The 22272-nt window shown below is 41.1% G+C and carries 14 protein-coding genes; 3 read left to right on the plus strand and 11 right to left on the minus strand.

Features of this window, described 5'->3' with window-relative positions; all coding sequences use genetic code 11:
• Nucleotides 1–19 precede the first annotated feature (19 nt).
• The 6 genes from VF06_RS16915 to VF06_RS16940 all read right to left on the minus strand — a co-directional run bounded on the left by VF06_RS16915 (nucleotide 20) and on the right by VF06_RS16940 (nucleotide 8625).
• On the minus strand, nucleotides 20–3328 hold the full coding sequence (locus VF06_RS16915) for a GAF domain-containing protein (RefSeq protein ID WP_099070045.1): 3309 nt from the start codon (nucleotides 3326–3328) through the stop codon (nucleotides 20–22).
• Between the two features lie 84 nt (nucleotides 3329–3412).
• On the minus strand, nucleotides 3413–3886 hold the full coding sequence (locus VF06_RS16920; RefSeq protein ID WP_099070056.1) for a chemotaxis protein CheW: 474 nt from the start codon (nucleotides 3884–3886) through the stop codon (nucleotides 3413–3415).
• Between the two features lie 125 nt (nucleotides 3887–4011).
• Complete coding sequence (locus tag VF06_RS16925) at nucleotides 4012–4374, minus strand: response regulator transcription factor (protein WP_099070046.1); 363 nt, start codon at nucleotides 4372–4374, stop codon at nucleotides 4012–4014.
• A gap of 826 nt (nucleotides 4375–5200) precedes the next feature.
• A complete protein-coding gene (locus VF06_RS16930; RefSeq protein ID WP_099070047.1) occupies nucleotides 5201–6403 on the minus strand; it encodes a response regulator in 1203 nt (400 codons plus the stop codon).
• 737 nt (nucleotides 6404–7140) lie between these two features.
• Nucleotides 7141–8067, minus strand: coding sequence for an N-acetylmuramic acid 6-phosphate etherase (murQ, locus tag VF06_RS16935; RefSeq protein ID WP_099070057.1), 927 nt, complete (start codon nucleotides 8065–8067; stop codon nucleotides 7141–7143).
• Between the two features lie 123 nt (nucleotides 8068–8190).
• Nucleotides 8191–8625 carry a DUF3110 domain-containing protein gene (locus VF06_RS16940; RefSeq protein ID WP_180267300.1) on the minus strand — a complete coding sequence of 145 codons (435 nt, stop codon included), beginning with the start codon at nucleotides 8623–8625 and terminating at the stop codon, nucleotides 8191–8193.
• A gap of 277 nt (nucleotides 8626–8902) precedes the next feature.
• Here VF06_RS16940 and VF06_RS16945 point away from each other — a divergent pair, with 277 nt between their 5' ends.
• The gene (locus tag VF06_RS16945) at nucleotides 8903–9628 is read left to right on the plus strand and encodes an AsmA family protein (RefSeq protein WP_099084277.1); all 726 of its coding nucleotides are present in this window, start codon (nucleotides 8903–8905) and stop codon (nucleotides 9626–9628) included.
• Nucleotides 9568–14955 (plus strand): translocation/assembly module TamB domain-containing protein, encoded by a 5388-nt coding sequence (locus VF06_RS16950; protein ID WP_257208130.1) that lies wholly within the window; start codon nucleotides 9568–9570, stop codon nucleotides 14953–14955. The genes VF06_RS16945 and VF06_RS16950 overlap by 61 nt, the downstream gene beginning before the upstream one ends.
• Before the next feature lie 293 nt (nucleotides 14956–15248).
• Here the strand turns inward: VF06_RS16950 and VF06_RS16955 are convergent, their stop codons facing one another.
• From VF06_RS16955 to VF06_RS16975, 5 genes are all read right to left on the minus strand, one after another.
• Nucleotides 15249–15578, minus strand: coding sequence for a type II toxin-antitoxin system HicB family antitoxin (locus VF06_RS16955; protein ID WP_099072011.1), 330 nt, complete (start codon nucleotides 15576–15578; stop codon nucleotides 15249–15251).
• Nucleotides 15571–15825 carry a toxin HicA gene (locus VF06_RS16960; RefSeq protein WP_099072010.1) on the minus strand — a complete coding sequence of 85 codons (255 nt, stop codon included), beginning with the start codon at nucleotides 15823–15825 and terminating at the stop codon, nucleotides 15571–15573. The genes VF06_RS16955 and VF06_RS16960 overlap by 8 nt, the downstream gene beginning before the upstream one ends.
• A gap of 178 nt (nucleotides 15826–16003) precedes the next feature.
• Complete coding sequence (locus VF06_RS16965; RefSeq protein WP_099072009.1) at nucleotides 16004–16933, minus strand: carbohydrate ABC transporter permease; 930 nt, start codon at nucleotides 16931–16933, stop codon at nucleotides 16004–16006.
• A gap of 998 nt (nucleotides 16934–17931) precedes the next feature.
• Nucleotides 17932–18912, minus strand: coding sequence for an aldo/keto reductase (locus VF06_RS16970; RefSeq protein WP_099072008.1), 981 nt, complete (start codon nucleotides 18910–18912; stop codon nucleotides 17932–17934).
• A 57-nt stretch (nucleotides 18913–18969) separates the two neighbouring features.
• Nucleotides 18970–20259: an RNA-guided endonuclease InsQ/TnpB family protein gene (locus VF06_RS16975; protein ID WP_244918058.1), complete on the minus strand. Its 1290-nt coding sequence runs from the start codon at nucleotides 20257–20259 to the stop codon at nucleotides 18970–18972.
• A gap of 464 nt (nucleotides 20260–20723) precedes the next feature.
• On the opposite strand from VF06_RS16975, the gene ilvA reads away from it, so the two are divergent.
• A complete protein-coding gene (ilvA, locus tag VF06_RS16980; protein WP_099072007.1) occupies nucleotides 20724–22235 on the plus strand; it encodes a threonine ammonia-lyase, biosynthetic in 1512 nt (503 codons plus the stop codon).
• Nucleotides 22236–22272: the final 37 nt, after the last annotated feature.

Here is a 22272-nt window from a genome sequence, read left to right on the forward strand (position 1 = left end):
AAAATCTAAAATCTAAAATTCAGTTGACTTTGAATTTACTTGCAGTCGTTAATAACTCTTGCGCCATTCCAGATAATTCTTGAAAGACCGTAGCAATTTCTTGAGATTCTGCAAAAGTTTTATTCGCAATCTCAGCAACATCTTGCATTGATGCAGTTACTGTTACAGATTGCGTCATTTGTTGTTGAGTTGCTGCGGTAATTCGCTCGATTAACTGACTAATTTCAGCAGTTGCAGAAACGATCGCATTTAAGTTTTGGCGAGTTTCACTTACTAGGTTTGTGCCTTCCACTACCTGCTGAATACCAGTTTCCATCGCCACTGCAACTTCCCCGGTTTCTGTTTGAATCTCTTGGACTAATTTTTCAATTTCGATGGTTGCTGCTGCTGACTGGCGAGATAGAGAACGCACTTCATCAGCTACAACTGCGAAGCCTTTGCCATATTCACCGGCGCGGGTGGCTTCAATGGCTGCATTCAAAGCTAAAACGTTTGTCTGTGTGGCAAAATTACCAATCAAGTTCACGACTTTGGAGATTTTTTGCGAAGATTCACTCAAACGTTTAATCTTTTTGCTGGTTTGGGCAACGGTTTCGCGAATTCCTTGGATGGCTTTGACAGTTAAGTTCATTGCCGTATCGCCAGAGTCTACAGTTTCGTTAGCTTGTTGTACTGCCAGCTGTACCAACTGGGCACTCACCACTACAGCTTGAGTGGAGTCCACCATCTGTTTAATGTCACTTAAAGCTGCGGTCATTTGTTCAGATTGGTGTTGCGCTGAATGAGTTAAGCCTACCAGTGAAGCATTGCTATTGCTGGAAGTTTGGGCAACTTTTTGGGCTGCTAGTTGTACGTGAATAACTATTTGCCTTAGCGCTTGTAGGGTATTGTTGTAGGCGTCTGCGATGGTGCCTAATTCATCTTCTGTAATCGGTGCGCGTACTGTTAAATCGCCGTTAAGGGCTGGTCTAAGTGCTGTGAGAAGTTGAATCGATCTTTGTTGGAGTAATTCCTTAGCAGCTTTTTCCCTTTCTGCTGCTTGTGCTAATTTTTTTGACTGGGCTTGTAGCTGTTGTAAGTATTCAGTTTGTTGTAATGCTAGCCCGAATTGGCTACCAATGCGCGCTAATAAAGTGACTTCCGATTGTTCCCAATCACGAGTTGTAGAATTTTGATAAGCTGCTAGCAAACCCCACAATTGTTCCCCTGCAAATACAGGTACGATGGCATAGGCTTTAACTTCAAATTGTTCTAACATATCAATATGGCAGGGAAAATGACCTACCTTATAGATGTCATTGACAACAAAGTTTTCACCTTGGGCATATCGTCCCCCTTGAGTTTCTTGTAAATGGGTATCTTCCCAAACAGTTTTGATATCGGGGCCTACAAGTTTTACCCAATTATGACCCACAGACTCCGCTACAAATTCGCCACTCCAATTGGGATTAAAACGATAGACAGCGACGCGATCGCATCTTAATAATTGACGTACTTCATGAGTCGCTATTTTAAATATTTCTTCTATATCTAAAGATTGGCGAATCCGGTTAACTATCTTTGTTACCGATTTCTCTTGTTCGGCAAACTGAGACAATTGCTGAGATTTTACTCGCAGCTGTTCCATATATTCTGCTTGTGATATTGCGACACCAAATTGCAAGCCAATCTGCACTAAAAAATTAACTTCCCAAGGTTGCCAATCACGAGAACCAGAATTTTGATAAGCTGCTAACAATCCCCATAATTTTTCGCCACAAAATACAGGAACAATTACATAAGCTTTAACTTCAAATTGCTCTAACATCTCAATATGGCAAGGAGAATGACCAACTTGATAAATGTCATGAGCAACAAAACTTTCACCTTTAGTATATCGCCCACCTTTATTTTCTTGCATGTAGGTATCTGCCCAAATAATTTTAATACCAGGGCCTACCAATTTTGTCCAAGTATTACCCACTGACTCAGCGACAAATTCACCACTCCAATCAGGATAAAAGCGAAAAACCACAACGCGATCGCATTTTAATAATTGCCGGACTTCTTGAGTAGTTGTTTTAAAAATACTTTCTATATCTAAGGATTGTCGAATGCGGTTGACTGTCTTAGTGACAGTTTTCTCTTGTTCAACTATCTGAGAAAGTTGTTCAGATTTTGTCTGTACTTGTTCGAGATATTCTCCTTGGGTGATAGCCACACCAAATTGCAAACCAATCTGAGTTAAAAAGCTTTCTTCCCAAGGTTGCCAATCGCGGGGGCCAGAATTTTGATAAGCTGCCAGCAAGCCCCATAATTTTTCTCCAGAAAATATAGGCGCAATGATATAAGCCATCATTTGGAATTGCTCTAAAATATCAATGTGACATTGAGCGTGTCCCGTTTGATAAATGTCTTTGACTACAAAAGTTTCACCTTTGGCATAACGTCCTCCTTGGGTTTCTTGTAAGTGGGTATCTTCCCAGACCATTTTAAAATCAGGCCCTACCATTCTTACCCAATTATTACCCACTGATTCCGAGACAAACTCACCACCCCAATCAGGTCTAAAACGATAAACACCTACGCGATCGCATTTTAATAGTTGGCGAATTTCCTGTGTAGTTGTTTGGAAAAGTTTATCGACATTTGATATCCGCAAAATCTTATCGATGACTTTAGCTGCTGATTTCTTCGCTTGTGTTTGTTGTTGCAGTTCTTTTTGAAATTCAAAGCTATGCAATCTGTAGGTTAATTCTCTGGCAATTTGATATAGTAAGCTAATTTCTCCTTCTTGCCATTGCCTGGAAGTAGAACAATTATTGACTGCTAATAATCCCCAAATTTTACCTTCTACTAAAATTGGTAAAGTTAAACTGGCTTTGATTTGATATTTTTCCAGTAGTTGCTTTTGATGGGGTGTAAGTTGTATTTGACTGGTATCATCAATAGCTACAGACTCTAAATAATCTTGATTCGTATATAAACCAAAAATAATCCCAGGAATATTTTCTCCCAGAGTCGGCGTCCAACCTAGCGTTCGAGATTCTGCTAACACATTACCTGATTCTAGGGAATTAAATTGATAAATTAAAGCGCGATCGCAGCCTATTTTTTCTCTAATTTGTGTTACAGTACTTTTCAGTAGAGTATTAAAATCTGTAGCCTGACGCATATGAATTGTAATATCATGTAACTGTGTACGCCAAGTTTTAAATTCTTGAGCGACGGCATTTAATAAAGAAATTTCATCTCTAGCAATATTGGCTACAGTAGAGCTACCATTCTGATTTTCCACTCCAGGGATTAAACGCTCGTGTTCAGAGTTATTGTGATACAAAAATGTCATTGAGTCTACCTCACAATTTGTTATGATTGATAATTAAATAATTGGAATTTAAAATCGATTTGGTATTTATTTGCTACCAAATTATTAATTTTGAATTCCCCACATGGGAGCTTGGATAATCGTAGCTGCATCCAAATTAAACATCATCTGCTTGGCATCATTAATAAAATAACCATGCAAAAAAGGTGAAATTTTGGGATAAAATAAATCAGCACTAGGAGGTTTTATTTGGTTAATATCTAGCCATTCAATATCAAGAAGTTGTCTGACCAGTACTCCCAGATACTTACTTTCATTTTCCAGAACAATCGCCATCATTTTTGAAAGTAAATTTGAGCCTTGAGAAATTGGAGGATAACCTAACATCGCATCTAAATCTACTAACCAAAGCATCTCACCACGCCAGTTATAGATACCCAAAACGCAACTCGACATCTGAGGAACTCCACATATTTCTGGCAATGATACTTGCACAACTTCTGTGATGTGTTCTAAAGAAATTACGGCTGTATCTTTTACTCCCAAATTAAAACTTAAAAATTTTTTCTTGGTTTCCAAAGCTAGCAATCCTTTGTCATTGATATTTTTGATTCAGCACTATTTAGTAAGTACAGTTTCAGACTGTATAAACGACAAACTCAAATAGTGACATTTATTATGGTTGGACTAGCAAAAATTAATTACTAGTTAATCAATCGTTTCAGAATTTCTAGTAATTCTTCTCGAACGACTGGCTTAGATAAATAGCCTTCAGCGCCCAACATATTACCCCAGATTTTATCTACATCACTATTTTTTGTAGAACAAAAAACTACGGGAATTTTGCTGGTGTTAGGGTTATTTTTAAGTTCTCGGCAAATTTCAAAACCACTTTTACCTGGTAAAATTACATCAAGAAATATGACATCAGGCTTATTTTTATCAATTTTATCTTGAGCTTCTTCACTACTTGTGGCACTAATCACAGAATAACCTGCCTGTTGTAAGTAACGGCTGATTATTTCCATATCAGTTAAGCCATCTTCAACAACTAAAACAGTATTCATGGCAACTACCTATTCAACTTTCTTAAAATGGGAACACAACTAAACTCTAGACGAAAAAATGTGAGTGACTCTACCTGTTTTGAGGACACAGATTAAAGATTTTAAATTTTGAATTTAATCTAGAATCAGCACGCTCAAATGATATATACAAATATGGTATTGTCCAACAAACATCAATCAGAGATTAAAGAATAACTAATACTAATTCCAATTTCATGCATTAATAAACTTCAGAAAATTCTAGGTTTTGAAATTTCAATTATTGCTTGATTGAGGATAATCAGTATAACTTCTTTAGCCGCCAACAAGATTTTACAATTCAAGTAGAATTGCTAGAAATACAAAAACTTGTATTTATTTAATTTTGATACAATGTTTATGTATAAACCTCAGAAAAAGTACGTAACCAACATAATTTAATGCTTTTATTCTAGATGTTGAATATGTGGGAAAATTTTAGAAAATAAATATTATTTACTCGATCGATAGGGTGTAATATCATCTCTTAGCAAGGGGAGGGAATTAAGGGCAATGGCTGTAGGAATCATAACCAATTATGATAGAAGACCTTAATTAAAAATTATATGAATAGATGAAAAAAATAGATGTAGTTTAGAACCACACCTAATTATGTATTTTCAATTTTGGATTCTCACTTTTTATTCATCACCCCCAGCAATTTAACGATCGCTGAGTTCGGCAAGTGTATTGTTGGTAAAAATTTTTGTTATGGCTAGCCCTATTCACATTCTGATGTTGATAAATCAAAATTTTCCAATTAATTAAACAATCTGATGATTCATCATCAAGAAAAATTACTAATTTGCTAATTAAAAACCTCTACATTAGATTTATGTTTTTCAATGGGTACGGTGGATGTTGGTAAATATTTTCGTACTATACCCATTACTTTATCAGGTACCACAGGTTTAGTTAGAAAATCTGTAGAACCCACCACCTTGGCACGAACTCTATCTAAAAGACCATCGCTTCCTGTTAATATAATCACTGGCGTATTGGCAAAAGCAGAAATTCGTCGCAACTGAGTGCAGATTTCATAACCGCTGGCCACTGGCATAATCAAATCCAAAAAAATCAAGTCCGGTTTGTCTTGAATCAGAGTTGGTAGAGCTTGTACTGCATCTTCAATTTTAATAAATCTTAGTCCGTTGGCAGTAATAATTTCCTCCAGCATTTTACAAACCTGTGGACTATCATCTACGCAGGCTACTAGTGGAGTATTCAGCTTCTTTGGTTGTGGGTTAACAGCGTTATTTTTGACCTCAGACGCTACAAAAGGTAAGTCCGGTACTTCCACTAATTCAATGATTCCTTTGAGAATATAAGGAAGCAACGAACGACTTAGGGGTAGTACATTTTGCTTCATTTTCACCGCCAAATCTCGCAGAGTAAATTTGCCGTTGATAAAATTGACAAAGTTTTTGTATACAGATGGACTTACTATTTGTTGGAGTTGTTCTGGTCGTCGCAGAACAGGTGCTAAGTCAGGAGAAAAATTTGCTAAACCAGCTTCTGACCACGTTTTCCACGAGTCTTGCATCTGTTTGACAGACATTTCTGCATTGGTGAAATTTATTGGTGTTTCTAAAATAACTTCTTGGCTACGATTGCAAGTGACAGAAACGAAATTTGCTTGCAGAGCTAGGTCAAATAAAAGTTCTGCTATGGTGTTTTCAGCAATTGACTGAATCTGTTCCCTTTGGATTTTCTGTTTTTTATGCAGGATTTCTATGAGGCGATAATCCCAGTAATCCATTGACATATCTTGGGAGCGCAACTGTAATTTATCAATGTCAATTTGAGGGCAATTTTGAACCATCTGTCTACGCCAACGCCGAAAGGGATGAGTTCCTCCTGTTGCCCAAACTATACGTCCCAAGCGATAGTAAAAAGTCCATTGACTGCCCTTGGAACTTTTAATATTTAATTTGCCATTGTATTGTAGTTGAGTACAAGTTTTAAATTCATTTACTAAGTTATTTGAAACCATCACTTCCGAGTGGGCCATATTTTATTCCTTTTATTAAAAAACTCGCTCTTAAAAAACCCACATTAGCTATTTAGTGGTTAGCAGATATTTCATACATGAAAATATATTTATTACATAGCAGACTAAATCAAAATTATTAAAAACAAGGGAAATAAGCAATATATGGCAATTCCAAATGATTTGTGAAATATTAGATGTTCGGGTTATTGACTGTTAACCGTTGACAGTCAACAATCAACACCGATATTTTTCACAACTGAAATAGGAATGCTATGGTAACAGTCTTAGTAGTAATGGTTTATTTAGCAGATGTTGACGATCGCCATACTTGGTTTTGCTCCTAATCTTCCATCACTCCACTGAGTTGCTATAGCCTGCATCACTAAAATTATTTCAGTATCGATAGTTTATTTTAATGATTATCACACTAAAACATATCCGTACAAGTTCTGAATTATTTGTCCAAAAAATCGGATTTTATCTTCCAGATACTCTTCATATTGATTATTATTCTCAAGTTAAAATCATAATAAATATCTACTAAAATCAACAAATATTAATAGATTATAAAGAGTCTGCGATCGGTGTTAATTTATCGCTGATATTTGGTAGCTATCCTAACAATTAGAAATTGCAGTCCAGGGTTATGGAGTAGGCACTGCTTACGGTTTGCTTAAACCCTGATTTTTGCTTTGTAAACAGTGCTTGCTGTGGAATTATGAAGAGTAGTGCTAGCTGTTAGTATATAGCAATTATTAGGATTGATTGTGGTTTTTGTAGCTGACAACAGCTGCTCTGAGATTACCTTGGTGTTGAGAAAGAAGCTGATGGCCTTCGTCTTTTTCTAAACCAGTCCAGTGCATTAATAGAGCTAACTTTACCCACTTGCCACTACGTTCTAATAAAAAACCAGCAGCTTCTCGACTTAAACCTGTGAGGTCTTGTAAAATTCGCAAAGCGCGATCGCGTAACTTTTGATTTGTTACCGCCACATCCACCATGCGATTGCCGTAAACTTTCCCCAGTTTGACCATTACGCCAGTGGAAAGGATATTTAAAGCTAATTTTGTAGCTGTACCAGCCTTCAGACGAGTTGAACCAGCAACGATTTCTGGCCCTGTCAATAGGCGAATGTCAATATCGGCTTCAAAGCTAACTTGTTCGGCGGGAACGCAGGCGATAAAAATAGTAGCGGCTCCCCGCTGACGAGCTGCATTCAGCGCACCGTGGACGTATGGTGTTGTGCCACCAGCAGTGATGCCAACTACCACATCGAGCTGTGTAATGTGGCGTCCTGCGATGGCGGCTTCACCATCTTCAATACTGTCTTCTAAATCCTCAGAACTGCGTACCAACGCACCAGCACCACCAGCAATAATTCCCTGTACCAACTCTGGAGGCGTACAAAAAGTAGGGGGACACTCCGCAGCATCTAATACCCCCAACCGACCGCTTGTACCCGCACCAACATAAAATAAGCGTCCTCCTTGGTGCAAACGCTCTGCGGTGCGTTCAATGGCTTGTGCCAATTCAACTTTTGCCGCCGCAACTGCCGCCACTGCCTTTCGATCTTCGTTATTAAACAGCTCTACCAATTCCAGAGAACTCAGCTGGTCTAGGTTGACACTGTTAGGATTTACTAATTCGGTTAAAAGATGCCCGCGTTCCTGTAGGTTTGTCATTTTTCCTTTGTTATTAGTCATTAGTCATCAGTCATTAATCTAATGCCCAATACTTCTCTGCGAGAGGCTGCGCCAACGACTACGCTCAGTACAAGTGCCCAATGCTCCATGCTCCATACCAAATTACAATAGTCCTTCAAATTTTCGGCGAATTTTATCTAATTCGGAATTAGACAATTCTGATTCTTCTGCTGACTGCTGATTAGCATCTAAGGAGTCTTCAGGACTATCATATTTTTCGGCATCTGGTTGCCAGTCGGTTTCTTCAACGTTAAGTTCCGGCGGGGTGACAAGTGAATTACTGTTTTCTGGGATAATTTCCCAGTCATATCCGGCACTTTCGCAAAATTCTTGGATTTCCTCAGCATCAATAGCCTCTGGTGTAGGTGTGGGGAAATCTTGAGCTTCCAACATCAGGGCATAGCGCGTGGCGTCGTCTTCTGACTCAAACATCAGAATTGTATTGCGTAGCTTGCCGTTTTCGGCATCGCCCTTCCGAATCGTGTGAATTCCCTCATTTTCGGTTCCGGCATTAAACATCAACACAAAAACACGCATAAATTTAATTATCTATATTTTCAGATCTAGATCTATTTATATTAAAGTTTTAGATTGTGCATCAGGGAAAGTCACACTTATCAATTTTCACTTTCTTGAGATTTTCCTGAAACCACCAACATCCTTCCGCATAAGTATTGGGTCGAGCAAATGCCGTAACTTAACCCATGAGGCCTTGGGTTCAGTTAACGTATCCTGGAAATGGCATACTGAATCAATGTGCCAGTTAATGCTTGTGCATCCTCGCTGCATCCGGCAATTAATACAGTGAAAGGCAATGACTAAATCTCCCAATCAAGATCGTTTCTCCCTCTCTCCGATTCGTAAGCGTCCGTGGTTGCTGGTGTTGAGTCGCGGCGGCATCGCTTTAGGAGGAATTTTGTTGATTGGAATTGTCGGTGGTATTTGGCGGTTGTGGATTTTTGTCCAAAAAGAGTTAACGCCCTTGGCACAGCAAAGTCTGACTACAACACTCAACCGTCCAGTAGAACTGGGAAGAGTTACACAATTTTCCTTGACGGGAGTGCAGTTTGGTGCTTCAGCAATCCCCACCACACCCACAGATCCAGATCGAGCCACAGTGGAATCTGTGGAAGTGACTTTCGACCTCTTGCAGTTAATTTTTAACCGCCACCTCAAGCTAGATGTTACCTTAGTAAATCCAGATATTTACATTGAACAGGATGACCAAGGGCGCTGGGTTTCCACTGAAATCGCATCATCAGGTGAACCCGGCATCATTAAAACTGATTTGGATAAACTGCGGTTTCGCAATGCCAAGTTGGCATTAATGCCGCAGAAGAGGGGACAAGAGGACGCGGGGACAGGGGGACAGGGGGACGCGGGGACAGGGGGACGCGGGGACGCGGGGACAGGGGGACGCGGGGACGACGCGGGGACGCGGGGACAGGGGGACGCGGGGACGCAAAGAGTTCTGTCACCATGTCACCGCGTCTCCCACTCTCCGCGTCTTCTTCATCTCCCGTATCATTTTCAGACCTGAGTGGATCTGCCCAACTTTTAGCAAACAACAAGCTGATCCGCTTGGAAGTCCAAGGTCAAGCAGACAGTGGTGGTAGGATTTCCATTCAGGGAGAGACCCGTTCTCAGGCATTAGCAGGAAATTTGCAGTTGCGAGTACAAGATTTCTTGGCTGCGGATATTACTCGCCTCATTGAGTTACCAGTGAATTTACAAGCAGGTCGAGTCAATGGCGATTTGTTGGTTCAGTTGACACCACAACAGCCGACTTTATTGTTTGGCAGTGCTGATATTGCAGGGGTAACGGTTGAATTGCCGAAAGTACCGCAAGTGTTGAGCAACAGCCAAGGAAACCTGCGTTTCCAAGGAACGCAATTGCAGTTAAATGATGTTACAAGCAACTATGGCAAAATTCCCTTGGTGGCTAAGGGAATTATTGACACTCAAGCAGGCTTCAACTTGGCAGCACGTGTAAATGCGGTGAGTTTGGCCAATGCAGTCAGTACTCTGAAGGTAAAACTACCCGTACCTGTAGCTGGACAAGTACAAGCGTCTTTACAGATTACTGGATCTACTAAAGAGCCAATTCTCTCTGGCACAGTTGCCACTATCCAAACTACCCGGATTGATAAGCTCGATTTTAATAATATTAGTAGTAAATTTCAGCTGGTTACGAGTTCGTCTTTAATTACTCTCAAAGATATTCAAGGTTTTGCTAAAGTCGGCGGTCAGATTACAGGGGCTGGCACAATTGCAATTGGTAAAAATCCCCGACTGGATTTGAATTTCGCAGCTAAGAATGTTCCAGGGGATGCCATAGCTAAAGTTTACGAAACAACGCCGAATTTCCAAATTGGTAATCTCTCAGCTACAGCCCAAGTATTTGGCCCTGCTACTAATGTCCAAACTGTGGTACAATTTCAAGCCCCCAACGGAACTTATCCGGGAACAGGGGAAGTGGCGATCGCTCCCAATCGTACCGTCTCTTTCCGCAATGTCGCTCTGAATGTCGGTGGTGGTAAAGTCAGAGCTACTGGTAGTTACGCCAATGAGCGTTGGCAAGCTGTTGCTGTGGCCTCTGGGGTGCAAGTGCAACGTTTTGTAGATACAAATCAACTGCAAAATGTCTCTTTGGCAGGCGCACAGTTTAATGGCCGTCTGATCCTTTCAGGTAGCACAGCACCATTTGAAATTGCGACAATTCGTACTGAAGGTGCAGCAGTAAACATTGGCGGTGGCACAGTTGCAGTTTCTAATATCCAACTCCAAAACCAAAATTTCTCCGCTCAACTTGTAGCTAATAATGTGCGGCTGGGACAAATATTGAAACAGTCTCCCCCAGCTTTAAATAATCCTTTGGCGGGTACGTTCCAAATCGCAGGTAACACAGATAATTTCAGTCTAAAAACTCTCCGTGGCAGTGGTGAAGGTCGCCTTGCCATTGGCGGTGGTACGGTTACAGCGAAAAATATTCAACTTGTTGATGGTTTATATCAGGCGCAAGTCCAGGCGAAGAATGTACCAGTGCAGCAGTTGGCAGCAGTCCCGAAGCAGTTTCAAGGTAGGTTAAGTGGTGAAGTGGATGTGGCCGGTTCTGTGGAATCTTTCCAACCCCAAGCCATACTCGCCAGTGGTGAAGCCCGGATCAATGTTGGGCGGGGGATAATTACAGCCTCTAATATCCAAATCGCTAATGGTGCTTACCAAGCGCAAATCCAGGCTAACAATGTACCTGTGCGCCAGTTGGCAGCAGTACCACCGCAGTTTCAAGGTGCGTTAAATGGTCAGTTCAACGTTGCGGGATTAGTTGATTCTTTTGAACCAAAAGCAATCCAAGCCAACGGCCAAGCACTAATAAATGTTGGCGGTGGAACGATCGCAGCTTCTAATATCCAAGTGGGTAATGGTGTATACCAAGCACAAGTCCAAGCAAATAATGTACCGTTGCAGCAGTTGGCAGCAGTACCACCACAATTGCGAGGAACCTTAACTGGTCAAGCCAATGTCGCGGGTTCTGTTGAGTCCTTCCAACCGCAAACAATTCAAGCCGTTGGCCAGGGACAAATCAATGTTGCTGGCGGAACGATCGCAGCTTCTAATATTCAAGTGGCGAATGGTCGCTATCAAGGAATTATTGATGCTTCCGGTGTGGAATTAAATCGGTTAAATCAGCAATTGCGCGGTCGATTTGGCGGCAAGTTGCAATTAGCTGGCACATTGGCGTCGTCTCAATTAGCAGATGTGCGTGCTGCTGGACAGGTGCAGTTATCCCAAGGTCTCCCCGGTCTTGAACGACCACTGACAGCGGCGATCGCTTGGAATGGTGAAAGGCTGACCATTGAGCAAGCAACTGCCCCCGGTTTAAATGTTACTGGTAGCATATTAGCCAACGCCAAACAACCAGGAATACCGGAAATTACTGCCTTAAATCTGAATATCCAAGCCGAGAATTACGACTTAAAACAGTTACCCGTGAATCTTCCGAATCAGGTTGCGGTGGCGGGGAGAATAGATTTTAACGGACAAGTCACTGGTAAGCTACCTTTGCCAAATGTAGTCGGGCAAATTAACCTACGAGACTTCGTTGTTCAAGATATTGCCTTTGACCCGCTGTTAACTGGGAATATTAACTCGGTACAGGGACGCGGGTTGAATTTGAATTTGGCAGGAAATCGCGTAGACCCGAAGGGGCTTCTCGTCAGAGATCGCCTGGTTTTCAATTTAGATGCTAATAATCGCCCTTCATCGTTTTTAGTAAAATGGCAGGAAGCATCGGCATCGGGTAATGTCCGAGGAAATGATTGGACACTCAAAGTTGCAAACTTTCCCTTACAAATATTGAATTTGACACCACCCCCTAGTACTCGTCTCGGTACTGGAAAAATAGCCGGATTGTTAACTGGGGATTTGGTTTTTAATCAAGAGACATTTGCAACAAACGGAAATTTAGCGATCGCCAACCCAGAAATTGGACGTTTAAAGGGCGATGGTTTAGCGGCTCAATTCCGTTACAGCAATGGTAACGCCACACTCACTAGTAGCCAATTTATCAAAGGAAACAGTAGTTATGCTGCTGTTGGTACTTTTACTCAAACGGCTCAAAGCCCCCGACTAAAAGGTAAGCTCAATGTCAACCAGGGCAAAATTGAAGATGTTCTGGCTGTAGCACAAATCTTCGATTTACAGGACTTGCAAGGTGGTTCAAATCAAAACTACGGCACAGCAGCGGATCTAACCACCAACACCCAAGGCTGGCCAAATGAGCCGTTATTTGCCCAACTGCAACGATTTTCGGAAATTGAAGCCTTAGTAGCCGAACAAGAACAACAGCGACTTGATTCCAGCCCCATACCTGATTTAGCTGACTTAAAAGGCACTTTCAACGGCGAAGTAGCTCTGGATACAACTACTACCAATGGATTGGCAGTGCAGTTTAATTTGAATGGAGAAAACTTTGCTTGGGGTAAAAAAGAAGAACGCAGTCGTTATTATACAGCCGAAAAATTGATTGCTGAAGGCAACTTTGAAAACGGCGTTTTAAGTTTGCGACCTTTACGCATCGAATCTCAAAACAGACTGATTGCCTTCACGGGTAACATTGGCGGTGATGAACAATCCGGCCAGTTGCGGGTGAACAATTTTCCCATACAAGTATTGAATAATTTTGTGAAATTGCCAGTTGGCATTACAGGTAATGTCAATGCTACAGCAGCTTTAGCAGGCAGTATTGCCAATCCCCAAGCCAGAGGAGAATTGCAAGTTACAGAAGGAACATTGAATCAAAACCCAATACAGTTAGCAACGGCAAGTTTTAGCTATGCCAATGGACGCTTAAACTTTGGCAGTACTGTTGCAGTTAACGGCCCGCAACCTGTGGATATTACTGGCAGCATACCTTATAAATTGCCTTTTGCAACGGTGACGCCAGACAGCGACCAAATCAGTTTGGATGTCAAATTAGAAAACGAGGGATTAGGACTGTTAAACGCATTGACTAATCAAGTGATGTTTGAAAAAGGTGAAGGCGAAGTAGACCTAAAGGTGCGTGGAACATTGCAACAACCAGAGGTAGATGGCATTGCCACTGTTAATAATGCTACTTTTTCCGCCCAAGCTTTACCGGGTAAACTCAGACGTGTTACGGGTAAAGTGCTGTTTAATTTTGACCGCATCTTAGTAGAAAATCTTCAGGGTAGATTTAGCCGAGGAAAGGTAGAAGTTGCTGGAGAAATTCCCATCTTTAACAATGAGCAAGTCGCCATCAACAATCCTCTGACCATTAATCTCGACCAGCTAACACTGAATCTCAAAGGACTTTACCAAGGAGGTGCTAGCGGTAATTTACAGATTACTGGTTCTGCCCTCAACCCCCTAATTGGCGGTAGAGTAGATTTATTTGACGGCCAGGTATTGCTAGCAGAATCCACCGACACCGATACATCCGCAAATGATAGTAGTCTTGGCTTATCATCTCTAAAAGCCAATAAGCAAAATCAAAAGGAAATTCCAGGCTTGCCCTCAGGCATCGCCAGATTTAATAATCTAGATTTAGAACTAGGTAAAAATGTCCAAATTACCCGTCCACCTATTCTTAGCTTCCGGGCTAGTGGTAATCTCATAGTCAACGGCTCAATCAATCAGCCTGTACCAGATGGTACTATCCAATTAGAAAAAGGTGGAGTCAATTTATTTACTACCCAATTTAACCTTGTTCGTGGCTATAAACACACTGCAACTTTTAGTCCCTCCCAACCCCGCGACCCTGACTTGAATATTCGGCTATTTGCTAAGGTATTAGACGTAACTCAAGGCAATGATTTCACCCGAATCAACACCACAGGTTTATCAGCCTTAGAAAGTGTGCGAGTCGAAGCTACTATTAATGGTCTGGCTAGCAAACTCAATGAAAATCTAGAACTCACAAGCAGTCCGTCACGTAGTCAAACCGAAATTGTTGCTCTTTTAGGAGGTGGGTTTGTAGACACCCAAGGACGTGGCGACAGTACTTTGGGTTTAATTAACATCGCAGGCTCAGCTGTGTTCAATAATTTTCAGTCAACTTTTAACCAAATTGGTAGCACTTTTGGGTTAAGCGAACTGCGGATATTTCCTACCATTATTTCTGAGAATCCTGAAGCGGGAAGAACTAATTCAACTTTGGAATTAGCAGCAGAGGCTGGAGTTGATATTACTTCTAAGATATCCATCTCTAGCATCAAAATTTTAACCACAAATGACCCCTTCCAATGGGGCGTTAATTACCGGATAAATGACGAATTCCGTGTCCGCGCTTCCACTAATTTAACTGATGATAGTCGTGCTGTAGTGGAATATCAAACACGATTTTAAGCAAGTATATTTAGCTTCTGAATCAAACTGAATAAAAATGGTTGCTCGTAGTGTACCCCTACGGGGAAGCAAGCTACGCGTAGCGTCTCGCAGAGAGTACTTTAGTCTTCAAGGCAGAGAACTGAAGTCCTTACTACAAACTGTTTATTATGGGTGATTTGGCGGACATCATATGAGACATTTTTTGAGACAAAATAAGCCTGAAACCTATAAATCCCTGTCAAAGTAGCTGTAAAGGCTTCTATTGCAGGGATTTTATGAAGCATTGGAAAGTTGAACAGAGGGTATTTTGTTTAACAAGCGGCAAGCTTAAGGCTTACATAGCGATTTAAGCTAACGTTTTGCTCTGCTGCTTCTATAGCTAATCTACGGTGATGCTCTGGAGGAATACGAACTTGAAATTTACCACTGTATTTTTTTTCTGCAATCGGTTCTGGAACGTTCTCATTATTCGCTTCCATATCGATTACTACATCTTGCACTAGGTTTGTGATACCTTCAAGTGCAGCTGCTTGATTTTCATGAAGAAAAGATAAGCTAGGGAACTCAGCACATAATCCTACAAATTCTTGATCCTCTTGTGACCAAGTAACTTTATAAGTGTAGTGTTTGTAGTTAACCATCTTGTATCTCCTCCAATTTTTCAATAGCGTCTAAAACCTGCCTGACTTGATAAACCTTTGCTTTACCATTCTTTTCTTGAATGTTGACGCGTGGATCTCCCGCCCAAGGCGTTTTATAGATGCAATGGCTTGTTCCTTGCTGTCTAGGTTCTCCAAAGTAATGAGTGCAGACTTTCATTAAATCGGAAAATCTAACATCCTTAGGATTGTTCTTTATCTGAGCAAGGATATCTTCAATTTGTGCCATGTGTTCTTATACCAAGATGTCAGTAAGTAGAAATTTTCTACAAAATGACTAAGACTCGGTATTAACTTTAAATCAATAATAGTATCAATATTGATCCTATGTCAACCAACTATTGTCAAAATCTTAAAACTTTTCAAACACCAACTTAAAGCGAAGTGTAATAAGGCACTAATTCATATCAGATACTGATATTCTCTCCTTCCTGTTGATTGACTGCTAAACGCAAAATTGATAGCCCTAAAATTATCAAAAATAGGACTAGTCCAATTGTGCAAGCATAACTAATTTCCAAATTATTGAATGCTTGTTCGTAGAGATAATAAACAATTGTTTTCGAGCTATTAAGCGGGCCTCCTTGGGTCATGATGTATACTTCTTCAAAAACTTTGGTGGCAGAAATAGCTGAAATTACAGCTACTAAAGCAAGATAAGGCTTCATCAAAGGTATGGTAATATCCCAATGTTTCTTAATACCATCAGAGCCATCAATTGCTGCGGCTTCGTACACATCGCCAGGAATTGATTGTAATCCAGCTAAATAAATTACCATGTAGTAGCCTAGTCCTTTCCACACAGTAACTGCCATAACGCTGGCAAGAGAAATTGGTACAATGCCAAAAAGTTTAGCTGAGCTAGTTAACCAAGGAATACCTTCTGAAATCATACCCAAAGCTTTAAACACCTGATTGAGTAATCCATTTTCTGCATATAACCATTTCCAAGCTATTCCTGCAACTACCATTGATATTACTACTGGTGTGTAGTATGCACTTCTAAACCAATTCATCCCTCGCAGTTTTTGATTGACCAAAATTGCTAGTCCCAAGGGAGCAATTACTAAAATTGGTACTACACCCACAAGATATAAAAAAGTGTTTTCCAGGGTTTTCCAGAAAACAGCATCTTTCCACAACTTGAGAAAGTTATTTAGACCTATCCATTGCGGCGGTTGAGCAATATCTTCGTAGGTGGTAAAGCTGAGGTAAAAAGCTTGCAGCGCAGGCCAAAAGACGGTTAACACCAAAATCATCAAAGCAGGTAGTAAAAACAAATAAGGAGTTAGCCGCTGTTTGATTAATATCCAATTTTTAAGTGTTAATTGATTCATCGGAGTTTAATAGTTGTTTTAAACATTGCCAATCAATATTACACATCAAAGCCTCTTTCTCACAATGTCAGCTGGGCATTAGACCTCTTGCAATCAATTGCTTTTTGGACTCTTGTGGTCAAAGGGAAAAGGTGAGCCAGCGCGGTCTTGGGGGTTTCCCCCATGAGCGACTGGCGAACCCCGAAGGGGTTAAAGGGTAAAGGGAAAATACCAAACCTTTCCCCTTTACCCGACTTATGCAAGAAGTCTATTGATGGTAGCCTCCGTCTTGCTGGTGAGCCTCTACGTTAAAAAAATTGAGTTTTACGTGAACCGTATTGTGATGTGAGTCCAGTGAAACTTAAGGATACATACAAAAAGTCCGCTTTCGCGGACTGTGGACATTGGATAAGGTTAAGTTGTCACCAAGAGTGTCTACAAGATGTTAGACTCAATATTCATTTTTTCTTAGTTAATATCAAAAATCAAGTTTTTTTGATAAAAAATCAGACATTAATACAGGATTTATGTCTTTTTTGAAAATATCTGTGATTTAGTTTATTAGCGATTAAAATTGCGTATATTTTAGCAATATTTAGTTTTTTAATCAACTAAATACAATTTCAAAAGGGACTTCCAAGAAGAAACGAATCACAAAGGACGCATTCGCGCAGCGTCTCGTCAGAGAAGGACACAAACAGGACTTACGCAAAAATAACGTAATTCCGTCATTACGAGCGATAGGGAAGTAATCCCCCCTGACGCTGGGATTGCTTCCCTACACTCCGTTACGGTCGCAATGACAATATCGGCGTTGCGTAAGTCCTAACAAAAAAATAAGAGTTTCAGAGAGTTTTTGCGTAAGTCATATACATAGATGAATAAGTTCAGAAGTTATACTAAATTCATATATGTATGAATAATTTATAAGGTTTTTCATTGATTTTTTTCCATCTATCGTCAGAGATATTTTTTGGATATAAATTTCTACAAATCATTTAAATTAATATCTGAAAACTTCATTGAGTCTGAAAAATATTTTGCACCATTTTTTTGTTTGAATTTGCCGCTGCTGTATCTAACTCTGCAATTTCACCTGCATCTAATTGCCAACCCAACGCACCAATATTTTCCCTGGCTTGTTCTACATTCTTTGCTCCAGGGATGGGAATGGTTCCTTTACAGATGCACCAGTTGATTGCTACCTGTGACATGGTTTTGTTTCTAGAGTGTGCTACTTCTTGCAAACATGCTAAAAGCGATCGCACTCCTGGTAAAATCTGTCTAAACAGCAAACCTCGGATACCTTTGGGAAAAGAACCTCCAACAGAGTATTTTCCTGTCAACAGCCCCAAAGCCAGAGGACTGTAGGCAATCAATTTGATTCCCAACTCATCACAAACATCTTTCAGGTGGAGTTGAGTGACAGGATATGTAGATAGCAAAGAATATTGGACTTGCAAGGTACTAATTGGAACGCCTCGCTGGGCAAACTTTTTTTGCACTTGTTTGAGCCGTTTCGGCCCGTAATTGGATAGTCCTATTCCCTTAACCAACCCTTGCTCGTAAACATCGGCTAGACCATCTAATAATTGCCCTTCTTGCCAGGGAGCATAGTTCGCTGTAGACCAATGCATTTGTACTAAATCAACGTTTCTACCTAGACGTTGAGCAGATGCTTGGCAAGCCTTAACCATTGACTGGCGCGTCCATCTCCACGGGTAAGCAGCAAGCTTAGTCGCAATACAAATATTTTCTTGATTGGAACCTACATATTCTCGGTGAAATCGCCCCAATAGTAGCTCACTTCGACCATTCAATCTGCCAGTCCCGTAGGAATCACCTGTATCAAATAAAGTTACACCGTTATTCACACAAAGGTTAAAAACCGCTTGCAACTGGTCATCCATGCTTTCGTCATATCCCCAAAGCAATTGGTTACCCCAAGCCCAAGTTCCACATCCCATGTTTGGGAGAGAGAGTTTTTGGAGAGTCTGCATTTTTGCTGTCTGTAGATTGTCTTATAATTATCAGGCAATTTATTGAAAGTGAACTACCTACACTGACTCTTCGAGTACAGTGTAGGCTTCCTGTCCAACAGAAAGCGTAGTAGTGGATTTCTTGCGTCCTCCCTTACTCCGACTTATATCTGGGCAACAGGCTTTATCCCCCGTTCCAGAGGAGCCAGCGCCGTGGGCGGGTTTCCCGACTTGAGGCCACTGGCATGTCAAAATTCGTAGTCCCTCATCTCTGAGGTTAATAGCCGCGTTCACATCTCGATCGTGTTTTGTATGGCAGTTTTCGCAAGTCCAAAATCTTACATCTAGCGGTAAACTGCCAACTTGATTTAAGCACACATGACAGGTTTTTGAACTGGGAAAAAATCTATCAACTTCCTGGTATATTTTTCCCTCCATCTCTGCTTTGTATTTCAGCATGGTGCAAAACATTCCCCACCCTACTTGATGGATGGATTTAGCCAAACAATGATTTTGCATCATGCCTTTAACATTAAGATTCTCCACAACAATAACTTGGTTTTCGTTGACTACCCTACGAGATAGCTTGTGTAGAAAATCTTCACGGCAGTTAGTTATTTTTCTGTGGACTCTAGCAACTTTCTTCCTAGATTTAATACGGTTGTTAGAGCCTTTTTGTTTTCTAGATAGCTGTTGTTGTTTAAGCTTTAGATTCTTCTGATGTTTGTCAAGTATTCTAGGATTATCAAACTTAGACCCATCACTGGTAATAGCAAAGTGAGTTAATCCCAAATCAATACCTATTGCCTTGCCGTCTGTGTTTGCGGAAGGTTTATATGCGCCATCATCAAAAAGAATAGCTGCAAAGTATTGATTGTCACAGTTTTTAGATATAGTTACAGTCTTCACTTTTCCCTTGATAGGTCTATGAATTATTGCTGATACATCGCCTATCTTAGGCAGACTTAAATAATTATCGGCAACCTTGACGTTTTGAGGATATTGTATTGACTGTTTACCATGTTTAGATTTGAATCTAGGGTATTTAGCTCGTTTCTCAAAGAAATTATTGAAAGCTACACCCAAATTTAAGCAGACTTGCTGCAAACATTGTGAATAGGTCGAAGTTAACCATTCATACTCTTTCTTTAACTGGGGAATTATCTTTTTCACTGCGTAGCCAGATAAGCCAAAACCCGTTTCTTTGTATGTTTGATTCATCAAATTCAGGCAGTAATTCCAAAGCCAACGACAACAGCCAAAAGCTTGCGCTAGAGACTGCTGTTGTTGGGCATCTGGATATAATCTGACTTTGACAACCTTTAACATATTAGAGTAAACGACGTTTGCTATAAAAGAATATAACATAAGATTTGTACTCCTTCTCTTAAGCAAGCTACGTTTCCTCCATGTTCTGCTAAGAGTTCTTCCTGTGGAAGAATTTAGTCACACAACTGTCGTCAACTCACGCGCAATTCATCTCAACACTTCCGATCAAGAGGTAAGTGTGAGGCTTCTTGCTGTTCAAACTAAAAACAAAAGAATCTTGGCATTGCTGAATCAAGGGATGATTTGGCAAGTTATAAAATCTCTCCCCCCGCTTCCTCTGCCTGCCTAAATTCATCTCCCTGTTCTGCAAGGCCGAATCTTTTTTTAATCCCCAATACCCAATGCTCCTACGGGTACATCTGTAGCGTAAAATTAATGTTCATCTGGTATTTGCTAACCCGTTGACGAATGATTCCTAGATGTTATGTAGCAAGAGAATTTTTCCGTGGAATCAATCGACAATCTAAAATTCTAAATCTAAAATCCAAAATTGTCTGACGCCCATGTATTGTGACTACCTCATTCAAATCCTGACTGCCCGTGTGTATGATGTTGCTCAGGAAACACCACTAGAGTGTGCCCCAAATCTGTCTGCAAGGCTGAATAATCAACTTCTGCTCAAACGTGAGGATATGCAGTCAGTATTTTCCTTTAAGTTGCGGGGTGCTTATAACAAGATGGTGCAACTACCACCGGATATATTAGCACAGGGTGTCATTGCTGCGTCGGCGGGGAACCACGCTCAGGGGGTCGCCTTGGCGGCTAACCGTCTGGGAACAAGAGCAATTATTGTCATGCCAGTAACTACACCCCAAGTTAAGGTAGATGCGGTTAGAAACAGGGGCGGAGTAGTTGTATTACATGGAAATACCTACGATGATGCTTATGCTTATGCTCGTCAATTAGAAGCCGAAAAAGGATTAACTTTCATTCATCCCTTTGACGATCCCCATGTGATTGCTGGACAGGGAACAATCGGGATGGAAATTTTACGCCAGTATCAGCAGCCCATCCATGCGATTTTTGTAGCCATTGGTGGAGGCGGATTAATTTCTGGAATTGGTGCTTATGTGAAACGCTTGCGTCCAGAAATTAAAGTGATTGGCGTTGAACCTGTGGATGCTGATGCCATGTCTCAATCTTTGAAAGCCGGACATCGGGTGCGCTTGTCGCAAGTGGGGTTATTTGCTGATGGGGTAGCGGTGCGGGAAGTTGGTGAAGAAACCTTCCGTTTGTGTCAGCAGTATGTAGATGAAATTATTTTAGTGGATACGGATGATACTTGTGCGGCGATTAAAGACGTGTTTGAGGATACGCGATCGATTTTAGAGCCAGCTGGTGCATTGGCGATCGCAGCTGCCAAAGCCTACGCCGAACGAGAACAAATCCAAGGACAAACCTTAATTGCTGTAGCTTGCGGTGCAAACATGAACTTCGATCGCCTGCGCTTTGTGGCAGAACGGGCAGAGTTTGGCGAACGTCGCGAAGCTATCTTTGCAGTTACAATTCCTGAGGAACGGGGTAGTCTGCGTCAATTTTGCGAACTGATTGGCCAACGCAATCTCACCGAGTTTAATTATCGCATTGCTGATGCCAAAACAGCCCATATTTTTGTCGGTGTGCAAATTCAAAACCGTGCCGATGCTTCAAAGATGGTAGAAACCTTTGAAGTTCACGGATTTGAAACCCTGGATTTAACAGACGACGAACTCACTAAATTACATCTGCGGCACATGGTGGGTGGGCACTCTCCCCTTGCTCACAATGAATTACTCTACCGTTTTGAGTTTCCCGAACGTCCTGGTGCATTGATGAAGTTTGTTGGTTCCATGAGTCCCGACTGGAATATTAGTCTTTTTCACTACCGCAACAACGGCGCAGACTACGGACGCATCGTTGTTGGTATCCAGGTTCCTCCCTACGAAATGCAAGAATGGCAAGCATTTTTGGATACCCTTGGCTATCGCTATTGGGATGAAAACAAGAATCCGGCATACAAGTTGTTTTTGGGGTGAGTGGGGATTGGGGAGATGGGGAGATGGGGAGATGGGG

The organism is Nostoc linckia z4 (assembly GCF_002608075.1).
In the GTDB taxonomy this organism is placed as follows: domain Bacteria; phylum Cyanobacteriota; class Cyanobacteriia; order Cyanobacteriales; family Nostocaceae; genus Nostoc; species Nostoc linckia.